Here is a 17,741-nt window from a genome sequence, read left to right as displayed (position 1 = left end):
GCCGCCGTCACGAGGAGGCGTCGTCGTCGGGCTCGGGCGGCACGTCCTTGCCGTCGCGCTCGTCGCGGTCGGCCCACTCGAGGAGCGTGCTGAAGTCGAAGACGGCGTCGTCGATGCCGGCGTGCAGGTCACCGAGGCGGGCGAAGCGCTCGGGCATCGTGGCGATGGTGAAGTCCTGCGGCTCGACGTCAGCGATCTCGTCCCACGCCAGAGGTGCGGAGACGGTGCCTCGCGGGTTGCCGCGGACGCTGTAGGCAGCGGCGATGGTGTGGTCACGGGCGTTCTGGTTGTAGTCGACGAAGAGGTCCTTCGGCGAGCGGTCCTTGCGCCACCACGTCGTCGTCACGTCGTCGGGCAGCCGCCGCTCGACCTCGCGGGCGAAGGCCAGCGCGCCGCGGCGCACGTCCTTGAAGCCCCAGTCGGGCGCGATCCGGACGTAGACGTGCAGACCGGAGCCGCCCGAGGTCTTGGGCCAGCCGACGGCGCCGAGCTCGTCGAGGATCTCGTGGGTCGTGGCCGCGGCACGCCGCACCTTCTCGAACCCGCACTCGGGCATCGGGTCGAGGTCGATGCGCCACTCGTCGGGGCTCTCGGTGTCGGCGCGACGGCTGTTCCACGGGTGGAACTCGACCGTCGACATCTGGACCGCCCAGATGACGTCGGCGAGGCGGGTGACGCAGAGCTCGTCGGCGTGCAGGCCGTAGCGCGGGAAGTGCAGCCGGACGGTCTCGACCCACGGCGGGGCACCGGCCGGTAGCCGCTTCTGGTGCACCTTGGGCCCGTCGACGCCCTTGGGGAAGCGGTGCAGCATGCACGGCCGCTCACGCAGCGCGTTGACGATGCCCGGCCCGACGGAGAGGTAGTAGTCGACGAGGTCGCGCTTGGTCTCGCCGCGCTCGGAGAAGTAGACGCGGTCGGGGCTCGACAGGCGCACGGTGTGGTCGCCGACCTCGATCTCCACGGCGGGGGCCTTGCTCGACGCAGCCATGGGCGACAGCCTACGGACCGGGAGGTCCGGACGGGCTCGGTCGGGGGCTCGGCCGGGGCGCGGACCGGCGAGGCCGCGCGTGAGCCGGCCGGACGGCATACGCCCTCGGACGAGCGGAAGGGCCCGTCGACGTGAGTCGACGGGCCCTTCCAGCGGAGCGGACGACCGGGCTCGAACCGGCGACCTCAACCTTGGCAAGGTTGCGCTCTACCAACTGAGCTACGTCCGCCTGCCAGGCCCTCGGAGCCGGGGCTCCGTGGGTGCGAGGTAGACCATAGCGGACGGTCGGCCGGTTGGCGAAATGCGCCGAAACCCGCTCTCGGAGTGGCCGTTCGGCTACTTGTCGACAGCCATCTCGCCGAGCTCTGACCACTGCGTCCCGTCGACGGTCGCGTTGACGATCCTCGGTGTGGCGGAGAGGTAGGCGGGCAGGCTCGAGGTGGCCTCGCGGAAGTGGTCACTCTGCACGTGGGCGCCGCCGGCGGCGTCGTCACGGAAGGCCTCGACGAGGACGTACTCCGTCGGGTCGTCGAGGCTGCGCGACCAGTCGAACCACAGGCACCCGTCCTCGGCGCGGGTGGCCTCGGTGAAGGCCCGGGAGATCTCGGGCCAGTCGTCGGCGTGCTCGGGCTTCACGGGGAACTTCGCGGTGATGAAGATCAAGGCTGGTCACTCCTGGTTCTCGCGGGTGCTGGGGAGGTGGCGCTGCGACGGTCCGACGAGTGCGTACCCCCGCGGGCGATGCCACCATCGTCCCCTCTCGGAGGCCGTCATCCCCGGGGAGTGATGCCTGTGGCGGGGGTGCGCGCGTTCCATGGAGGTATGTGCCGCTGGATGGTGTACTCAGGTGACCCGATCCTCGCCGAGGACCTGCTCTTCAAACCGGAGCACTCGCTCATCGAGCAGAGCCTGCACTCGCGGATGGGCGCCACGACGACGAACGGCGACGGGTTCGGGATCGGCTGGTACGGCGACGGCCCCAGGCCCGCGGTCTTCAAGAGCGTCGACCCGGCGTGGAACGACGAGAACCTCCGCGAGCTCACCGCGCAGGTACGCACGCGCCTGATGTTCGCGCACGTGCGGGCCTCCACCGGGACCCCGGTGCAACGGAGCAACTGTCACCCGTTCCGCCACGACACGTGGCTGTGGATGCACAACGGCGCCGTCTTCGGCTTCCACGAGCTCAAGCGCGACCTGATGTTCGCGGTCGACCCCTCGCTCTACCCCGACGTCGAGGGCTCGACCGACTCCGAGGCGCTCTTCTTCCTCGCGCTGACCTTCGGCCTGCAGGACGACCCGATCGGTGCGGTCGCCCGAGCCGTCGGCTTCGTCGAGGACCTCGCCGAGCGCCGCGGCATGAGCAACCCCGTCCAGGCCACGATGGCCACGAGCGACGGTGAGCGCGTCTGGGCCTTCCGCTACTCGTCGCAGCACCAGAGCCGGACCCTCTTCCACTCCACGAACGTCGCCCAGCTGCGGGACCTCCACCCGGAGGTGGAGATGCTGAGGACGCTCGGCGACGAGACACGGTTCGTCGTGTCCGAGCCGCTCCGTGACCTGCCGGGCGCCTGGCGTGAGGTGCCGGAGTCGTCCTGCGGCATCATCCAGCCCGGAGACGACGAGATCCGGCCCTTCGAGCCGGTCCGGCCGTCCCACGTGGCCTGACGACATCGTCCGCCACCACATCGTCCGCCACCACATCGTCCGCCGCCACATCGTTCGCCGCCCCGGCGTCGACCACCGCGAACACCCGGACCGCGCACAGCCGGACCGCGCACCCCCTGAGGGAGTACGCGGTCGGGCCACGGGACGGTCCGCCCCGTCAAGGCCGAGCGGTCGCCGAGCGGTCAGAGACCGAGGATCCGGGACTTCTGGGCCTGGAACTCCTGCTCGGTGAGCACCCCCGAGGCACGCAGCTCGCCGAGCTGCTGCAGACGGGCGAGGTCGGCGTCGGGGTCGGGGGCCGCAGGCGGAGGCGGAGGTGGGGGGGCGGCATACTGCGGCGGCGCCTGCTCCTGCTGCTGCTGCTCCTCCTGGGCAGCCCATCGTCCGGCCTGACGTCGTGACACCCGGTTGGACACCGCCGTCGCCGTGCCGGCGACGACGGCTGTGCGGGCCATCCCACGTAGTAGTCCCATCGTGTTCTCCTCCTTCTCGTCTGTGGTTCGTCCTGGCGTGCACGCGTCGGGTCGCCCGACGGTGCGGCTGCGGTTGCGCTACTCCGCCTGCTCGGAGTCGCTGTCGGCGGCCTCGAGCGCCTCGAGCCGGGCGATGACGGCGTCCGCGGGGATGCGGACGCTGGCGACCACCTCGGCCCCGGCACGTCGCATGGCGGAGACGAAGGGACCGGCCCACGTGTTCTCGTAGACGAGGACGGCCACCGCGTTGCCGGGCTGCACGAGGTCTGCTGCGGCTGCGAGGTCCTCCTCGTCGAGCAGGTCGGACTCGATGCCCTCGAAGATCGCGAGGTCGAGCGTGCCGTCCCCGTCGAGGTCCGTGATGGCGACCGCGGTCACGGTCCCGTCGGCATCGCGGACGATGCCCCTCATGTCCAGGACCCGGATGACGCCGGCGTCGACGAGCCTGATCAGCTCCGCCATCCCCTCACCCGTGAGCCGGGCACCGGGAAACTCCAGCGCGAGGTAGTCGATCGGTCCGACGTCGACGTTGACACTCATGTCTTCCTCCTTGGCGACTGTCCACTGACACACCGAGACTCGTCGCGCGACCATGCCGCTGCATCGCTCCGGGAGGATGAGTTGCCCGGTCCCAGCCGTTCCTTGCCCGCCCTGCCCAGACGGGCAGCACTAGCCGGGAGCGTCGTGGCCGAGCCCGGCGCTGCCCACCTGGTGCACCGCGGTCACGCCGATGCCCAAGGTCTCGAGGAGGGCCAGCACGCGCGCCAGGGCGTCGGGCTCGTCCATGGCGATGCTGAGCACGGTGGCGCCGCCGACGTCCCGCCGCGGGATGGGACCGAGCGAGTCGACGACGTCCGCGGACAGCTCTCCGTCGACGACGATCTCGTAGACCTGCATGGTGACCTCACATCCCCGAAGACCCGAAATGCTGCTCGTGGGCTCCCCTCATGGCTACTCTCAAGGGGTCAGTCATCCCCCGCATCCACCAACGGGGATGACCTCTCGGAGACAGGGAACCCCTCATGCCCGGTCCACGTCAGGCGCGGATGACGCTGCCCCTGCCCTCCGCAGGGGTCATCGACCGCCCGCGCCTCGTCCCCCTGCTGGACCGAAGACCGGTGGCGGTGCTTGCCGGGATGGCCGGGTTCGGCAAGTCGACCCTGCTCACCGCGACCGTCGGCCGGCAACAGCTCCGCGGCGCAGGGCTGTGGCTGACCATCGACGACTCGGACCGTGACCCCGTCCGCCTCGTGTCCGACCTGCTGTCCGCCGCCACGCTCGCCGGGATCGACGAGCTCACCGCCGCGATCACCCCCCTGCGCACCTCGTCCCTGCGCGCCGAGCCGCTCACCCTCGTCGACGCGCTGCTCGAGGCGCTCTACGACACGGCCGAGCCCCTCACCCTGGCTCTCGACGACGCGCAGCACCTCATCGGGTCCAAGGCGTCGGCCGCCGTGGTCGACCACCTGCTCCGGTGGGCGCCCGCCAACATGCGCGTCGTCATCGGCGCGCGGGTGGTCCCGCCCCTGCGCCTGCAGCGGCTCCGGCTCGACGACCGCCTCTCCTACCTCGCCCACGACGAGCTCGCCTTCAGCTGCGACGAGACCGCCCTGGCCGTCAAGACGGCCGGCCTGGACCTCGACACCGAGATCGTCGAGTCGATCCACGAGGCCACGGGTGGATGGCCGGCCGGGGTACGGATGGCGATCCTGGCGGCTCGCCAGATCGACCGGCCCCGCAACGTGCCGTCCGAGCTGCGCCGCGACCAGGCCTTGGCCGACTACCTGGCGACGGAGGTCCTGGCCTCGCTGCCGGACGAGCTGAAGGACTTCGTCCTCGACAGCTGTCTCGACGAGCAGGTCTGCCCGTCGCTCATCGACAGCATCCGGGGGACGACCACTGCGGAGATGCTCCTCGAACAGTGTCTCGCCGAGGGCATCTTCCTCTCGCGCGGCACCGCGTCCACCGACGAGCCCTGGTTCAGCTGGCACCCGCTCTTCGCCACCCACGTCCAGCGCCGCCTCGCGACCGACCGGCCCGACCGCGCCGCCGAGCTGCACGCCGCTGCCGCCGCCTGGTGGGTGTCCGTCGACGCGCCGACGGCGATCCGGCACGCCGTGGCCGCCGGTGACGGCGAGACGGCCGCGCAGATCTTCTCGGAGCACTGGCTCTCGCTCTTCCTCGAGGGACGGGTCGACGCGGTGATGCACGCGATCGACCACCTGCCGCACGCCCTTGCCGACCACCGGGACGCGCACCTGGCCAAGGCACTGGTCCTCGTCCGCGGTGGCAGGCTCGACGCCGCCCGCGGCGAGGTCGCCGCGGCCCGGAGGGCGGCGAGCTCGCCCGGGCCGGCCGACGACGGCTTCGACGAGCGCACCGCCATCGTCGAGCTCTTCCTCACCGGCTACGACCAGGGGCTGGGTGCCGCCGTCGAGACCGGCCAGGCCCTCCTGGAGCAGATGGCTCGGGCGGACCGGGTGCCGGACCCGGCGATCCGGGCGTCGGTGCAGGTCTTCGTCGGCATGGGCGAGGCGCGCCTCGCGAGCCATCTCGAGCTCCCCCTCGAGATGCTGCGCGCGTCCGCCGCCACCGCGCACGACACCGGCCTGGTGGCCCTCGAGCTGACCGCGCTGGCCGAGTCGTGCATCCCCGCGATCTCCGAGGGTCGGCTGACCGAGGTGCACGACCTCGCCGTCGACGTGCTCGCCCGCGCCGCCGAGCGCGGGTGGGTCGGGCTCGTGACCTTGGCCCCGGCCGTCGCCTACCTCGGCTGGCTGGACTACTGGAGGGGCAACCTGACGCAGGCGCGGGCCCAGCTCGAGCGCAGCCTGTCGATGGTGCTCCCCTTCGACGCGGAGCTGCGCGGTCTCGCGCTGAACTTCCATGCGAAGACCTGCCTGTCCCTGGGCGACGTCAAGGCCGCTCGCGCCAGCATCTCGCAGATCGGCGCCATGAGCAGGTCGGCCTCGGTCCCGCCGTGGTGGCCCTCGATGCTCGCCGGGCTCGAGGGACTGGCCCTCGTCGCCGAGGGCAGGACGCGCGAGGCGGTCGCTCTGGCGTCGTCCGCCGCACCGGAGCCGGAGTACCGCCTCGCCTCCGCGCACCGTGCGCGGGTCCTGCTGCGGGCCGGAGATCCCGCCGCCGCGCTCGCGGAGCTCGACCGGATGCCGATCAGCAGTCAGTTCGTGCAGGTCACGTGCCTCTCCCACTGCATCGAGGCCGAGGCCCGTTCCGCCCTGGGCCGGCCGGACGCCCACGCATCGCTCGAGCTCGCACTCGCGGCGGCCGAGCCCGACCAGCTGTACGGGCCCTTCCTCGCCGGGGGCAAGCGGATGGCAGGCCTGCTCAAGGCCCATCTGCGCCACGGGACGAGCCACCCGGCGGCCCTGACGCAGGTGCTGGCGCGCCTGGCGAGGGAGCACGAGCACAGCGTTCCCGGGTGGGGTGAGCGCCTGACGGACCGCGAGCGGGTCATCCTCCAGTACCTCGCCACCAACCTCACCAACGCCGAGATCGCCGAGGCCGAGTTCATCTCGCTGCACACGACGAAGACGCACATCGCGCACATCTACCAGAAGCTCGGCGTCGGCAGCCGCCGCGCAGCGATCCGTCGCGCCGCCGACCTCGACCTCTACTAGGCCGGCCCGACCCGGCGCTCCCGGCACCCATCTCCACCTCAGCGGATGACGCGCGTCGGCCCACGCCGCGACATGCTGCGACGGAGAGGTGACTGACACGGGAGAGGCGGACGACATGCGTGCTGTCGTTGTCGTGGCCGGTGACGTCGACGAGCGCGACGTGTGGCCGTATGCCGTCTGGTCGGACAGCGACGGGACGAGCACCACGCTGAGCGTCCACGTCCATGACAGCCAGGAGCTCGTGGGCGTGCTCAGTGCGCTCACCGCGCTCGGGCTCGAGGTCACCTCCACGCGGCTCGTCGACGAGCCGGGCGCATACGACCCCCCGGGAACGGTCCGCTGACCCGCTCCCATCTCGTTCTCGGAGAGCGATGCTGGCCCCGGTCCGGAGGATGAACGTAGGGCTCGACATCAGGTCAATCCACACGGACGCCGCCGCACCCGGCGGCACGGAAAGGGCGGTCATCACCATGGACTTCTGGAGCTTCTTCTGGCTGCTCGTCTGGTCCTTCTTCTTCGTCGCGTACCTCATGATGCTCTTCCAGATCTTCGGGGACCTCTTCCGGGACGAGTCCCTCGGCGGCTTCGCGAAGGCGCTGTGGATCGTCGTGCTCATCCTCTTCCCGCTGATCTCGGCGCTGGTCTACGTCATCGTCCGCGGTCGGGGCATGGCGGAGCGCACCATGAAGCGCAACTCCGAGCAGATGGCCGCGCAGGAGGACTACATCCGCACGGTCGCGGCGCCCAGGACGTCGTCCGTCGAGGAGCTGACACAGGCCAAGTCCCTGCTCGACTCCGGTGCGATCACGCCGGAGGAGTTCGCACAGATCAAGACGCGGGCCCTGTCATGACCCCGACGGCCCCGGGGGCCGTGCGTCCCACCGGGTCCGTCGACCGCGACCGTCTGCTCGCCACGTTCCTCGGCCTGGTCGCGGTGGACAGCCCGACCGGACACGAGGAGTCCATCGGCACGGTCCTCGAGGCCCGCTACCGGGAGCTGGGCTGCACGACCACCAAGGACGACATCGGCAACATCGTCGCCGTCTACCCGGGCACCCGCCCCGGGACCATCCTCGTGTCGACGCACATGGACACGGCCGGCACCGACCGCGGGATCGTCCCCGTCATCGGTGACGACGGGGTGATCCGGACCGACGGCTCGACGATCCTGGGGGCCGACGACAAGTCCGGTATCGCCGGTTGCCTGGAGCTGCTGAGGCTGCTGCAGGCCAACCGCGACTGGTCCTTCCCGACGATCGAGTTCGTGTCGACCGTCGGCGAGGAGCGCGGTCTGGTCGGCTCACGTCATCTTGACGTGAGCCGACTCGACGCGACCCACGGTTTCGTCCTCGACACCGCCGGCGTCATGGGGTCGGTGACGTACTGGTCCCCGACCTCGGTCTACCTGACGATCGGCTTCCACGGACGCAAGGCGCACGCCGGCGTCGAGCCCGAGAAGGGCATCAGTGCCGTGCGCGTGGCCGCGGAGGCCATCGCGTCGATGCCCCTCGGGCGCATCGACGAGGAGACCGTCGCCAACATCGGCACCATCCAGGGCGGGGAGGCGCGCAACATCATCCCCGACACCGTCGTGCTCGAGGGGATGGCTCGCAGCCACGACCAGGCCAAGCTCGACGGACAGCTGGCGGCGATGCGCACCGCGTGCGAGCGCGCGGCCGACGAGGCTGGCGCCACCGTGGACTTCGACGCCGAGGAGATCTACAAGACCTACCGGATCGCAGAGGACGCCCTCCCCTACCGGGAGGCCGCCGCCGCGATCCGCTCGCTCGGGCTGGAGGTCTCCCCCCGCAAGTCCGGGGGCGGCACCGACGGAAACTACTTCAACGCCAAGGGGATCCCTTGTGTGGCGCTGCCGACCGGAATGGTCGACGAGCACGCCACGAGCGAGCACATCGCCATCGACGACATGGTGCTGGCGTGCCAGATCCTCGTCGCGATCGTCACCCAACCAGCGCAGGAGTGAGCGCCATGAGACACCGGACCCTCAGCCGGACGGCGGCAACCGTCGCCGTGTCGACGACCCTCGTCCTGGGAGGGTGCGCCACCGCCCCGGCGACCCAGGACCTGTGCAGCAACGCCAAGAACCTCACGACGGCCGTCGAGGAGATGCGCGCCCTCAAACCCGACGGTGCCAAGATCGACGCCCTCACCGCGAAGGTCGATGCCGCCCTGGCGAGGCTCGACCAGTTCCAGGCCGTGACCGAGGGACGGTTCGACTCCGCCGTCTCCACGCTGCGCGCGAACCTCGACTCCTTCCGGCAGGCGCTCGCCGCCGCCGGCAACGATGCGTTCACCGCCGCCGCACCGCAGCTCACGTCGTCGCTCAAGGACGTGAGCTCGGCCTACGCGGCACTCAACGAGTCCCTCGCCACCCAGTGCCCGACCGGCTGACCGGCCGGGCAGCTCGCTAGGAAGGAAACGACATGAGCGTCAGCTTCGTGCTCGAAGCACTCGTGGTGCTCGGGGCGATCGTCATGGGAACCCGCGCAGGTGGCGTGGGGGTCGGCCTCTGGGGCGGCCTCGGCACCTTCGTGCTCGTCTTCGTCTTCCGCGAGCCGCCCGGCGAGCCGCCCGCAGCGGCCCTCGCGATCATCCTCGCCGTGGTCACCTCCGCCGCGATGATGCAGGCCGCCGGCGGCATCGACTGGATGGTCTACGTCGCGGCCGGAGTCATCGAGAAGCGACCCAAGCAGATCACCCTCATCGCCCCGCTGACGGCCTTCCTCTTCTCCATCGGCGCCGGCACGAGCAACATCATCTACCCGCTGCTGCCGGTCATCTACGACGTGTCCTACAAGAACCACATCCGACCCGCGCGACCACTGACGGTGACCGTGGTCCAGTCGGGCATGGCCCTGGCCGCGTCACCCGTCTCGGCGGCCATGGCGGCGATGCTGACGCTCACGGAGGTGGCGCCCTACAACCTCGGGCTGACCCAGATCCTCGCGATCACCATCCCGTCGTGCGTCATCGGCATCGTCGTCACCTCGCTCGTCGTGAACCGCATGTGGAAGAACCTCGACGACGACCCGGAGGTCCAGGCGAAGATCGCCTCCGGTGAGCTCGTCGCACCCCAGCAGGCCGTCGAGGGTGAGTCGGCCTCCTCGAGGCTGACCTACACCAAGGAGGGTCGCAACTCCGCGCTCGCGTTCCTCGCCGGCGTCATCCTCATCGTCGTCTTCGGCCTCTTCCCGCAGCTGCGGCCGGCCTTCGCCGCCGAGGGCGAGGCAGCCGTCCCCATCGACATGACGACGACCATCGTCATGGTGATGTTCGTGGTGGGCGTCGCGATCCTCTTCCTCGGACGCCCCGAGGTGAAGACGGTCCCCGACCAGTCGGTGTTCAAGGCCGGCATGATCTCGGCGATCGCCCTGTTCGGGATCGCCTGGCTCACCGCCACCTTCATCTCGGCCCACGAGGACTACATCGTCAGCACCATCGGCGGCTGGGTCACGAGCTGGCAGTTCATCTTCGCCCTCGCCGTCTTCCTCGTCGCTGCACTGACGACGAGCCAGTCGACGGCGACCCGGACCATCGTCCCCATCGGCCTAGCAGCGGGCCTGCCGGTGGGTGTTGTGACCGGCATGTGGGCCGGCGCCCTGAGCGGCGTCTACACCCTGCCCGCGAACGGCACGCAGATCGCCGCAGCCAACTTCGACCTCACGGGCACGACCAAGCTCGGCACGAAGCTGCTCGACCACAGCTTCTTCGTCCCGATGCTCGTCATGTCCGTGGTCACCATCGCCGTCGGCGCGCTGATCGGCGGGGTCTTCTTCTGACCCGGCCTGACGGCGCCCACTGACCACCACGAAGGAGAGACCATGCAGGCCAACGAGATTGCCGACAGGGCCCGGGCGCTCATGCCCGGGGTCATCGAGGACCTCGAGAAGCTGGTGGCGATCCCGTCGATCGCCTTCCCCGGGTATCCCTCGGAGCCCATGGAGCAGATGGGGGCCACCACGTTGCAGATGTTCCGTGACGTCGGCTTCACCAACGCCGAGCTCATGGAGGTGCCATCGGGGTACCCGCCGATCTATGCCGAGATCGAGGGGCCGGAGGGCTCGCCGGTCGTGGTGCTCTACGCCCACTACGACGTCCAGCCCGCCCCGCCCGAGCAGGGGTGGACGAGCGACCCGTGGACCGCGACCCACAAGGACGACGGACGCATCTACGGCCGGGGTGCCGCCGACGACATCAGCGGGCTCGTCAGCCACCTCGGCACGCTGCGGGTCTTCGACGGGAAGCCACCGTGCACGGTCAAGCTGATCCTCGAGGGCATGGAGGAGACGGAGAGCAACCTCGAGGCCTTCGTCGAGGCCCACCCGGAGCTCTTCGCCTGCGACCTCTTCGTCATCTGCGACATGGGCAACCTCCGTGTCGGCGAGCCGGCCCTGACCACGGCGCTGCGCGGAGACGTCGCCTGCGTCGTCACGGTGCGCACCCTCGAACACCCTCTGCACTCCGGGGTGTTCGGTGGGCCGGCCCCCGACGCCATGATGGCGCTCGCCCGGCTCCTCTCGACGCTGCACGACGACGAGGGGAACGTCGCGATCGACGGCGTCTCGGAGACGGTCTGGGACGGGGCCGACCTCACCGAGGACGACCTGCGGTCGAGCGCCGACGTGCTCGAGGGAGTCGAGCTGACAGGCAGCGGGCCCGTCGGGGGCCGGCTGTGGGCTCGCCCGTCCGTCAACGCGATCGGTGTCGACATGACGAACATCGCGACCTCCTCCAACGTGCTGATCCCCGAGGCCCGGGCCAAGATCTCGATGCGCATCGTGCCGGGGTCCGAGCCGGAGGCCGAGCTCGACGCCCTCGTGGCGCACCTCGAGACGCACGCCCCCTGGGGCGCCAAGGTCGAGGTGCAGCGCACCAAGGCCGCTCCTCCCTTCCTCTGCAAGACGGACGGGCCGGGGTATGCCGCGGCGCGTGACGCCTTGGCCGAGGCGTTCGGCCGCCCTGCCGGCGAAGCGGGATGTGGCGGGTCCATCCCGTTGCTCCGCACGCTCGAGACGGCCGCTCCCGGCGCGGAGTTCGTGCTGTGGGGACCGGAGGACGTGGCGGCCGCGCGGATCCACGCGTCGGACGAGAGCGTCGACCCCAGCGAGATCGAGAAGATGATCGTGGCCCAGGCCCTGCTGCTCCAGCGCCTCGCAGAGGGCGCCGGGTCCGGGTCCGGGTAGGCCACGGCGGCCGGCGCATGACGGGGGTCGTCGCGGTCTTCGCCCTGCTGGTCGTCGTCTTCGTGACCCAGTCGGCCCGCGTCGGTCGGGCGCACCTGACCGGCCCCATCGTCTTCGTCGCCTCCGGCATCGGCGTCGGCCTCGTCCTCACGGGCGGGGCCGACGCCGAGACGAGTCGCACCATCGCCGAGGTGACGCTGGCGCTGACGCTCTTCCACGACGCGGCACAGCTGCAGCCCCGTGAGGTGCGCGGTGACTCCGTCTTCACCGGCCGGCTGCTCCTCGTCGGTCTCCCCCTCACGATCGGGGCCGGCTACCTGCTGGCTCGCTGGATCTTCCCCGGCTCCAGCGTCTGGCTGGCGCTGCTCCTCGCGGCGACCCTGGCTCCCACCGACGCCGGACTCGGCGCGGCCACCGTGCTCAACCCGGTCGTGCCGGTGCGGGTGCGGCGCATCCTCAACGTGGAGAGCGGGCTCAACGACGGGATGGCCACCCCGGTGGTGCTCTTCGCCGTCGCGGCCGCCGCCGGAGCGGCCCCCGAGGCCGCCCTCGTCGACGCCCTGCGCGAGCTCGCGATCGGGGCTGTGCTCGGCATCCTGGCGGGGTATGCGTCCGGCCGGCTCATCGAGCGCTCGCGCCGGGCCGGATGGGCGGAGTCGGCGCTGCTGCCCGTCGCGACGCTCTCGGTGCCCGTCCTCGCGTACTACGGCGCCGTCGAGGCCGGCGGCAACGGTTTCGTCGCAGCCTTCGTGGCCGGGACGGCATACGCAGCCGCCCAGACGGACTCGCGGCACACGCACGCCGGCCTGGAGCTGACCGACCGACTCTCCGCGCTCCTCGGGTTCGCCGTGTGGCTACTCTTCGGGATCACCGTCGCCCACCACCTCGACTGGATGGTGCGGTGGCAGAGCCTGCTCTACGCGGCGCTCTCCCTCACCGCACTGCGGATGCTTCCCGTCGCCCTGTGTCTCGTGGGCACGGGGCTGCGACGACGCACCGTGCTCTTCGTGGGCTGGTTCGGTCCGCGCGGGCTCGCCTCCGTCGTCTTCGCGCTCATCACGTACGAGACCCTCGGCGCCGCCGACCCCGACGTCCAGACCCTCATCGGTGCCGTCGCCACGACCGTGCTCCTCAGCGTCGTGCTGCACGGCCTGTCCGCAGGCCCCTGGGCGCAGCGGTACGGGGACTGGGCACAGCGCACCCGTCCGGCGGTCGAGACCCAGCCTGCGGCAGAGCCGCTGGCGGTACGCCGGTCGGTGGGCGGGCACACCACGTACGGGCCGCCGGACGGAGCATCCACGCCACCACGGTGACGCTCCGTGTCACGGGACGTGCCGGCTAGATCCCGCGCCAGGTCGACGTGGCGCGGCCGATGCGCTCCGAGAGGCCGGAGCCGACGACCACCCCGACGGCGATGGCCACGATGCTCATCAGGGCGTTGACGAAGTCGCCGAGACCGGCGGCCTGGTCGACCCCGACGATGCGAGCCACCCCCTGGAGGCCGAGCGCTCCCGGCACGAGCATCCAGAACGTGGGCAGGAAGGTCACCGGCACGGGAGGACCGCTGCGGCGGCTCTGGATCGCGTAGCACACGGGCAGCACGACGGCCGCGGCCAGGAAGCTCGCGCCGAGGGTCCCGAGGGCACGCCCAGACAGCGCCTGGACCCCGTAGGCGACGTAGAGCACGACGAGCAGCCATCCGAGGGTGCGAGGCGGCGCGGACGAGGCGACGAACTGTCCGACCCCGAAGACGAGCACACCCACCCAGGGCGCCCACGGTCCGAGGGCCTCGGGCCCGTGGCCGACGGCCGGCGGCAGACCGGCCAGCTCGGCCCCCATCGCGATGCCGAAGGTCAGCACGAGCAGGCGCTCGAGCCCGTAGACCAGCCGGGCGGAGCCCGCCAGCATGTCTCCGGTCGACAGCTCCACGGTCGCCATCGTGAGGGCGGCACCGGGCAGGAAGGTCACGAGCGCGGGGATGACGATCTCCAGCGGCGGCGAGTCGAGCGCCGGGGCCACCCACTGGAAGACGATGGCCGTGACCACCGTCGCCGTCACGACGGGGAGGACGAGCGAGAGCATGGGCTCGCGGTCGGCCCACCACCGCAGCCCACCGACGAGGAAGCCGATGACGAGGAACGCCGGAAGGGCGCTGGCCGTGGGGTTGAGCATGAGGCCGAGGCCGACCGTGAGGACGCCGCTGGCGAGGACCGAGACGCCACCTCCGAAACGCGGTCGAGAGGCCACCAGCGCGTCGAGGCGCTCGCGCGCGACACCGGCGTCCACGGAGCCGTGGCGGATGTCGTCGATGAGCCGGTAGAGCGCGTCGACCTGGTCGAGCCGCAGGGGCACGCTGCTGCCGGCCTCGAAGTCCATCCGGCTCGAGCCACCCGTGTCGATGCGGACGAACACCCCGGTGGGCACGACGAAGAAGGTCACACCCGTGGCGGCGTACACCGCGGCCACCTGTTCGAGGATCTGGGTCACGCGCTCTGTCGCGTCGCCGGCACGGGACATGACGACGCCGAGATGCCGGAGCAGGTCGAGGACGGCCTCGGGGGGTGGCGCGTCGAAGTCCTCGGGCTCGGGGTCCGCCGCAGGACCGAGCGGTGCGAGGTGACCCTGTGCGATCTCCGCGACGCGCGACCACCAGCGGCGGCTCACCGACCGCAGGCGTGCGCCCGGTGTGACTAGCCCCGCGGCTGCGGGGTCCGCATCGCTGGACACGTCACCAGCGTGGCAGCCGCGGCGGTCGCCAGAGTCATCCTCCACGGGTGACTCTCACGGCGAACGGGCGTCCTAGATTCGAGGGGCGCGAGAGGCGCGTGTGCGTGGCGGAGGGAGCGCAACCATGACCGGAACGAGTTCGTCTGCCGGGTCCGGGAGTTCCGGACAGGCGGCAGCAGAGACCGCAGCGCGTGCGGGCGGGGTGCTGGCCGCCACCTGCCTGTCGACCTTCGTGGTGAACGCCAACACCTCCGCGGTCAGCATCCTCCTGCCGGCCATCAGCGCCGACACGGGCATGGACGTGACGACGCTGCAGTGGGCGGTCACCGGCTACTCGCTCGTCGGTGCCGCCGTCATCGTGACGTCCGGCTCGCTCGGCGACGTCTTCGGCCGCAAGCGCGTCTTCCAGCTCGGCCTGATGCTCTTCGTCGTGTCGTGCATCCTCATCGCGCTCTCGTCGTCCGGAGGCGCCGTCATCGCCGGCCGCGTCGTCCAGGGCGCTGCGGGTGCCACCATCCTCGCCTGCGGTCTCAGCCTGCTGTCCGTCGCGAACGACGGTCAGGCGCAGCTGCGTGCCGTCTCTCTCTGGGGCGCCGCGGCGGCCGTGGGCGCCGCGGCCGGCCCACTCATGGGTGGCGTGCTCGTCTCGGTGATGGGCTGGCAGGGACTCTTCTGGGTCGACGCCGTGATCGCTGTCGTCTGCATCCTCATCACGGCCCGCAAGGTCTCGGAGTCGCGTGACACGACACGGTCCCGGTCGATCGACTACGCCGGTTCGCTGCTCATCGCACTGACCCTTGCGCCGCTCATCCTCGCCCTGAGCAAGGGCGGTGACTGGGGGTGGGGGTCGGTCGCGACGCTCGCCTGTGTCGCCATCGGTGTCGCCTCGGGGTTTGCGTTCGTCGCCGTGGAGCGACGCGTGGCCGTCCCGATGCTGGACCTCGGGCTGCTCCGCAACCGCGTCCTCGTCGGGTCGACGATCGCCATCCTCATCGGGGCGGGCACCATCAACGCGCTGATGTACCTCCTCAGCCTCTACTTCCAGGACCCGGCCGCCCTGGGCTTCACGACGCTCCAGGCCGGCCTGGCGACGCTGCCGGCGACGGTGGGTCTGGTCGCCATCGCCGCTGCCGTGCCGCGCCTCACCGCGCGCCTCGGAGGTCGCCAGGTGGTCGCCATCGGGTTCGTCCTGACGGCCGTCGGTTTCGCGGCCCTCGGCTTCGCCGACGCCGACTGGGCCTACCGAGCCTTCCTCCTGCCGCTGCTCGCCGTCGCGGTGGGGATGGGCCTGTCCAACGGGCCGGCGTCGTCGGCATCCACCGCGTGCGTCCCGGAGAAGCAGGTCGGGTCCGCCTCAGGCGTCTCGAACATGGCGCGCTACGTCGGGGCGGCGGTCGCCACCGCGCTGGCCGCGACGATCTACGGAGCCGTCATCGCCGACCGAACCGCGGAGGGACGGCCACCGGGGGATGCCCTGGCCTCGGGCCTCGCGACCGCCTCGTGGGTGATGGCCGGCTTCAGCTTCCTGGGTGTGCTGATGGCCGTCCTCATGGGCCGCCACCAGGCCGCCAAGGGCACGATCCAGGACTCGGCGGCCGCCGCCGCGTCCACCGCCATGACACTGCGCACCACGGCGACCGGTGCCGTGGCGTCGGGAACACAGACGAAGCGCGCCTGACGGCGCACCTCGTCGCGCCCGGGTCAGCGCGTCAGGCGCTGGAGGAAGAGGGCCTCGGCCAGGGCCATGTCCGCGATCTCCTGCGGGTGCACGCTCTCGTTCGGGGCGTGGATGAGGGCCAGTGGCTCCTCGACCCCCATGAGGATCAGCTCGGCATCCGGGTAGGTCTCGGCGAAGACGTTGCACAGCGGGATCGAGCCGCCCTGGCCCAGGCTCACCATCGGTGTACCGAAGGCCTCCTCCATCGCCGATGCGATGGCGCGGTAGCCGGGCCCGTCGGTCCGGGCCGAGAAGGGCGAGCCCGTCGCCTCCGTCTCGACGGTCACGTGCACGCCCCAGGGAGCAGCAGCGACGAGGTGGTCCGTCAGCGCCTTCTCGGCCACGGCCGGATCCGTTCCCGGAGGGATGCGCAGGTTGAGGCGGGCGCGCGCCCGGGGCACGATGGCGGCCGCGGACCCGACGACGGGCGGGCAGTCGATGCCGAGCACCGTCAGCGACGGCCGCGCCCAGAGCATGTCGGACACGCTGCCGTCGCCCAGGAGCGACGCGCCGTCGACGACGCCGGCGTCGCTGCGGAACTGGTCCTCGGGGTAGGTGGCCCCCGACCACTCCTGGCTGTTCTCGAGACCGGAGACCGTCGTGTTGCCCTCGGCGTCACGCAGGCTGGCGAGCATCGCGACGAGCGCGGCGAGAGCGTCGGGCGCGGCTCCGCCGAACATGCCGGAGTGGATCTCCGAGGCAAGGGCGTCGACGGTGACGACGACGTTGACCATGCCGCGCAGGCTCACGGTGGCAGCAGGTCGTCCGACGGCTGCGTTGCCCGTGTCACAGACGAGGACGGCGTCGGCGCGCAGCAGGTCCGCGTGCTTCGGCACGAAGTCCTCGAGGCCGCCGGTCCCCTGCTCCTCCGAGCCCTCGACGACGAGCTTGAGGTTCACCGGCACGTCATCACCGAGCGCCCGGAGGGCGGTGAGGTGCATGACGATGTTGCCCTTGCAGTCGGCCGTCCCGCGGCCGTACCACCGGCCGTCGACCTCGGTCAGCTCGAACGGCGGGGTGCGCCACGCGTCGTCGTCCAGCGGTGGCTGCACGTCGTAGTGGGCGTACAGCAGGACCGTGACGGCGTCGGGGTCTCCGCAGGGTCGTGACCCCACGACCGCCTGGCTCCCGTCCGCGGTCTCGGCCAGGTGCGCGTCGACGAAGCCGACCGCCGCGAAGGCGTCGAGGACCCACCGGGCGGCGCGGGAACACTCCTCCGGCGGGTACTGCCGCGGGTCGGCGACCGACGGGATCGCGACCAGCTCGGCGAGGTCGGACCGGGCCTGACCCATCAGGTCGGCGACACGCTCACGCAGCTCCACGACC

General features: G+C 71.3%; 17 protein-coding genes and 1 tRNA gene. 10 read left to right on the top strand and 8 right to left on the bottom strand.

Annotated elements, in window-relative coordinates:
• Window positions 1–7: 7 nt before the first annotated feature.
• From ligD to ACSQ2D_RS10580, 3 genes are all read right to left on the bottom strand, one after another.
• Window positions 8–988 carry a non-homologous end-joining DNA ligase gene (gene ligD / locus ACSQ2D_RS10590; RefSeq protein ID WP_435985912.1) on the bottom strand — a complete coding sequence of 327 codons (981 nt, stop codon included), beginning with the start codon at window positions 986–988 and terminating at the stop codon, window positions 8–10.
• Between the two features lie 156 nt (window positions 989–1,144).
• Window positions 1,145–1,217: transfer RNA gene (locus ACSQ2D_RS10585), tRNA-Gly, on the bottom strand.
• A gap of 107 nt (window positions 1,218–1,324) precedes the next feature.
• Window positions 1,325–1,651, bottom strand: coding sequence for a putative quinol monooxygenase (locus ACSQ2D_RS10580; RefSeq protein ID WP_435985911.1), 327 nt, complete (start codon window positions 1,649–1,651; stop codon window positions 1,325–1,327).
• 171 nt (window positions 1,652–1,822) lie between these two features.
• Between ACSQ2D_RS10580 and ACSQ2D_RS10575 the strand changes: the two genes are divergently transcribed.
• Entirely contained in the window at window positions 1,823–2,653 is an 831-nt protein-coding gene (locus tag ACSQ2D_RS10575; protein ID WP_435985910.1) for a class II glutamine amidotransferase, read from the top strand.
• Window positions 2,654–2,835: 182 nt separating this feature from the next.
• Here the strand turns inward: ACSQ2D_RS10575 and ACSQ2D_RS10570 are convergent, their stop codons facing one another.
• From ACSQ2D_RS10570 to ACSQ2D_RS10560, 3 genes are all read right to left on the bottom strand, one after another.
• Window positions 2,836–3,126 carry an SHOCT domain-containing protein gene (locus ACSQ2D_RS10570; protein WP_435985909.1) on the bottom strand — a complete coding sequence of 97 codons (291 nt, stop codon included), beginning with the start codon at window positions 3,124–3,126 and terminating at the stop codon, window positions 2,836–2,838.
• A 78-nt stretch (window positions 3,127–3,204) separates the two neighbouring features.
• Complete coding sequence (locus ACSQ2D_RS10565; RefSeq protein WP_435985908.1) at window positions 3,205–3,666, bottom strand: DUF6325 family protein; 462 nt, start codon at window positions 3,664–3,666, stop codon at window positions 3,205–3,207.
• 129 nt (window positions 3,667–3,795) lie between these two features.
• Window positions 3,796–4,023 carry a hypothetical protein gene (locus ACSQ2D_RS10560; RefSeq protein ID WP_435985907.1) on the bottom strand — a complete coding sequence of 76 codons (228 nt, stop codon included), beginning with the start codon at window positions 4,021–4,023 and terminating at the stop codon, window positions 3,796–3,798.
• A gap of 125 nt (window positions 4,024–4,148) precedes the next feature.
• Here ACSQ2D_RS10560 and ACSQ2D_RS10555 point away from each other — a divergent pair, with 125 nt between their 5' ends.
• The 8 genes from ACSQ2D_RS10555 (at window position 4,149) to ACSQ2D_RS10520 (ending at window position 13,284) form a co-directional block, all read left to right on the top strand.
• Window positions 4,149–6,767, top strand: coding sequence for a LuxR C-terminal-related transcriptional regulator (locus tag ACSQ2D_RS10555; protein ID WP_435985906.1), 2,619 nt, complete (start codon window positions 4,149–4,151; stop codon window positions 6,765–6,767).
• 115 nt (window positions 6,768–6,882) lie between these two features.
• Window positions 6,883–7,110 (top strand): hypothetical protein, encoded by a 228-nt coding sequence (locus ACSQ2D_RS10550; protein ID WP_435985905.1) that lies wholly within the window; start codon window positions 6,883–6,885, stop codon window positions 7,108–7,110.
• A 127-nt stretch (window positions 7,111–7,237) separates the two neighbouring features.
• Window positions 7,238–7,618, top strand: a complete 381-nt coding sequence (locus ACSQ2D_RS10545; RefSeq protein ID WP_435985904.1) for an SHOCT domain-containing protein — start codon at window positions 7,238–7,240, stop codon at window positions 7,616–7,618.
• Window positions 7,615–8,751 carry a M20/M25/M40 family metallo-hydrolase gene (locus ACSQ2D_RS10540; protein WP_435985903.1) on the top strand — a complete coding sequence of 379 codons (1,137 nt, stop codon included), beginning with the start codon at window positions 7,615–7,617 and terminating at the stop codon, window positions 8,749–8,751. The genes ACSQ2D_RS10545 and ACSQ2D_RS10540 overlap by 4 nt, the downstream gene beginning before the upstream one ends.
• 5 nt (window positions 8,752–8,756) lie before the next feature.
• Window positions 8,757–9,179, top strand: coding sequence for a hypothetical protein (locus tag ACSQ2D_RS10535; protein ID WP_435985902.1), 423 nt, complete (start codon window positions 8,757–8,759; stop codon window positions 9,177–9,179).
• A gap of 32 nt (window positions 9,180–9,211) precedes the next feature.
• Entirely contained in the window at window positions 9,212–10,567 is a 1,356-nt protein-coding gene (locus tag ACSQ2D_RS10530) for an anaerobic C4-dicarboxylate transporter family protein (protein ID WP_435985901.1), read from the top strand.
• Between the two features lie 42 nt (window positions 10,568–10,609).
• Complete coding sequence (locus tag ACSQ2D_RS10525; RefSeq protein WP_435985900.1) at window positions 10,610–11,971, top strand: M20/M25/M40 family metallo-hydrolase; 1,362 nt, start codon at window positions 10,610–10,612, stop codon at window positions 11,969–11,971.
• 17 nt (window positions 11,972–11,988) lie between these two features.
• Window positions 11,989–13,284, top strand: coding sequence for a cation:proton antiporter (locus ACSQ2D_RS10520; protein WP_435985899.1), 1,296 nt, complete (start codon window positions 11,989–11,991; stop codon window positions 13,282–13,284).
• 25 nt (window positions 13,285–13,309) lie between these two features.
• On the opposite strand, the gene ACSQ2D_RS10515 is transcribed toward ACSQ2D_RS10520, so the two are convergent.
• The gene (locus ACSQ2D_RS10515; RefSeq protein WP_435985898.1) at window positions 13,310–14,698 is read right to left on the bottom strand and encodes a threonine/serine ThrE exporter family protein; all 1,389 of its coding nucleotides are present in this window, start codon (window positions 14,696–14,698) and stop codon (window positions 13,310–13,312) included.
• 124 nt (window positions 14,699–14,822) lie between these two features.
• On the opposite strand from ACSQ2D_RS10515, the gene ACSQ2D_RS10510 reads away from it, so the two are divergent.
• Complete coding sequence (locus ACSQ2D_RS10510; RefSeq protein WP_435985897.1) at window positions 14,823–16,376, top strand: MFS transporter; 1,554 nt, start codon at window positions 14,823–14,825, stop codon at window positions 16,374–16,376.
• Between the two features lie 23 nt (window positions 16,377–16,399).
• Here the strand turns inward: ACSQ2D_RS10510 and ACSQ2D_RS10505 are convergent, their stop codons facing one another.
• Window positions 16,400–17,737 (bottom strand): dipeptidase, encoded by a 1,338-nt coding sequence (locus ACSQ2D_RS10505; RefSeq protein ID WP_435985896.1) that lies wholly within the window; start codon window positions 17,735–17,737, stop codon window positions 16,400–16,402.
• Window positions 17,738–17,741: the final 4 nt, after the last annotated feature.

It is taken from the genome of Terrabacter sp. LjRoot27, assembly GCF_964254175.1.
Lineage (GTDB): Bacteria > Actinomycetota > Actinomycetes > Actinomycetales > Dermatophilaceae > Terrabacter.
This window is presented reverse-complemented; position numbering and strand designations above follow the sequence as displayed.

What these genes read in the sequence shown, in the direction of transcription:
- ligD (WP_435985912.1), bottom strand. Translation starts at nt 988, where the DNA reads ATGGCTGCGTCGAGCAAGGCCCCCGCCGTGGAGATCGAGGTCGGCGAC.
- ACSQ2D_RS10575 (WP_435985910.1), top strand. Translation starts at nt 1,823, where the DNA reads ATGGTGTACTCAGGTGACCCGATCCTCGCCGAGGACCTGCTCTTCAAA.
- ACSQ2D_RS10570 (WP_435985909.1), bottom strand. Translation starts at nt 3,126, where the DNA reads ATGGGACTACTACGTGGGATGGCCCGCACAGCCGTCGTCGCCGGCACG.
- ACSQ2D_RS10565 (WP_435985908.1), bottom strand. Translation starts at nt 3,666, where the DNA reads ATGAGTGTCAACGTCGACGTCGGACCGATCGACTACCTCGCGCTGGAG.
- ACSQ2D_RS10560 (WP_435985907.1), bottom strand. Translation starts at nt 4,023, where the DNA reads ATGCAGGTCTACGAGATCGTCGTCGACGGAGAGCTGTCCGCGGACGTC.
- ACSQ2D_RS10555 (WP_435985906.1), top strand. Translation starts at nt 4,149, where the DNA reads ATGCCCGGTCCACGTCAGGCGCGGATGACGCTGCCCCTGCCCTCCGCA.
- ACSQ2D_RS10550 (WP_435985905.1), top strand. Translation starts at nt 6,883, where the DNA reads ATGCGTGCTGTCGTTGTCGTGGCCGGTGACGTCGACGAGCGCGACGTG.
- ACSQ2D_RS10545 (WP_435985904.1), top strand. Translation starts at nt 7,238, where the DNA reads ATGGACTTCTGGAGCTTCTTCTGGCTGCTCGTCTGGTCCTTCTTCTTC.
- ACSQ2D_RS10540 (WP_435985903.1), top strand. Translation starts at nt 7,615, where the DNA reads ATGACCCCGACGGCCCCGGGGGCCGTGCGTCCCACCGGGTCCGTCGAC.
- ACSQ2D_RS10535 (WP_435985902.1), top strand. Translation starts at nt 8,757, where the DNA reads ATGAGACACCGGACCCTCAGCCGGACGGCGGCAACCGTCGCCGTGTCG.
- ACSQ2D_RS10530 (WP_435985901.1), top strand. Translation starts at nt 9,212, where the DNA reads ATGAGCGTCAGCTTCGTGCTCGAAGCACTCGTGGTGCTCGGGGCGATC.
- ACSQ2D_RS10525 (WP_435985900.1), top strand. Translation starts at nt 10,610, where the DNA reads ATGCAGGCCAACGAGATTGCCGACAGGGCCCGGGCGCTCATGCCCGGG.
- ACSQ2D_RS10520 (WP_435985899.1), top strand. Translation starts at nt 11,989, where the DNA reads ATGACGGGGGTCGTCGCGGTCTTCGCCCTGCTGGTCGTCGTCTTCGTG.
- ACSQ2D_RS10510 (WP_435985897.1), top strand. Translation starts at nt 14,823, where the DNA reads ATGACCGGAACGAGTTCGTCTGCCGGGTCCGGGAGTTCCGGACAGGCG.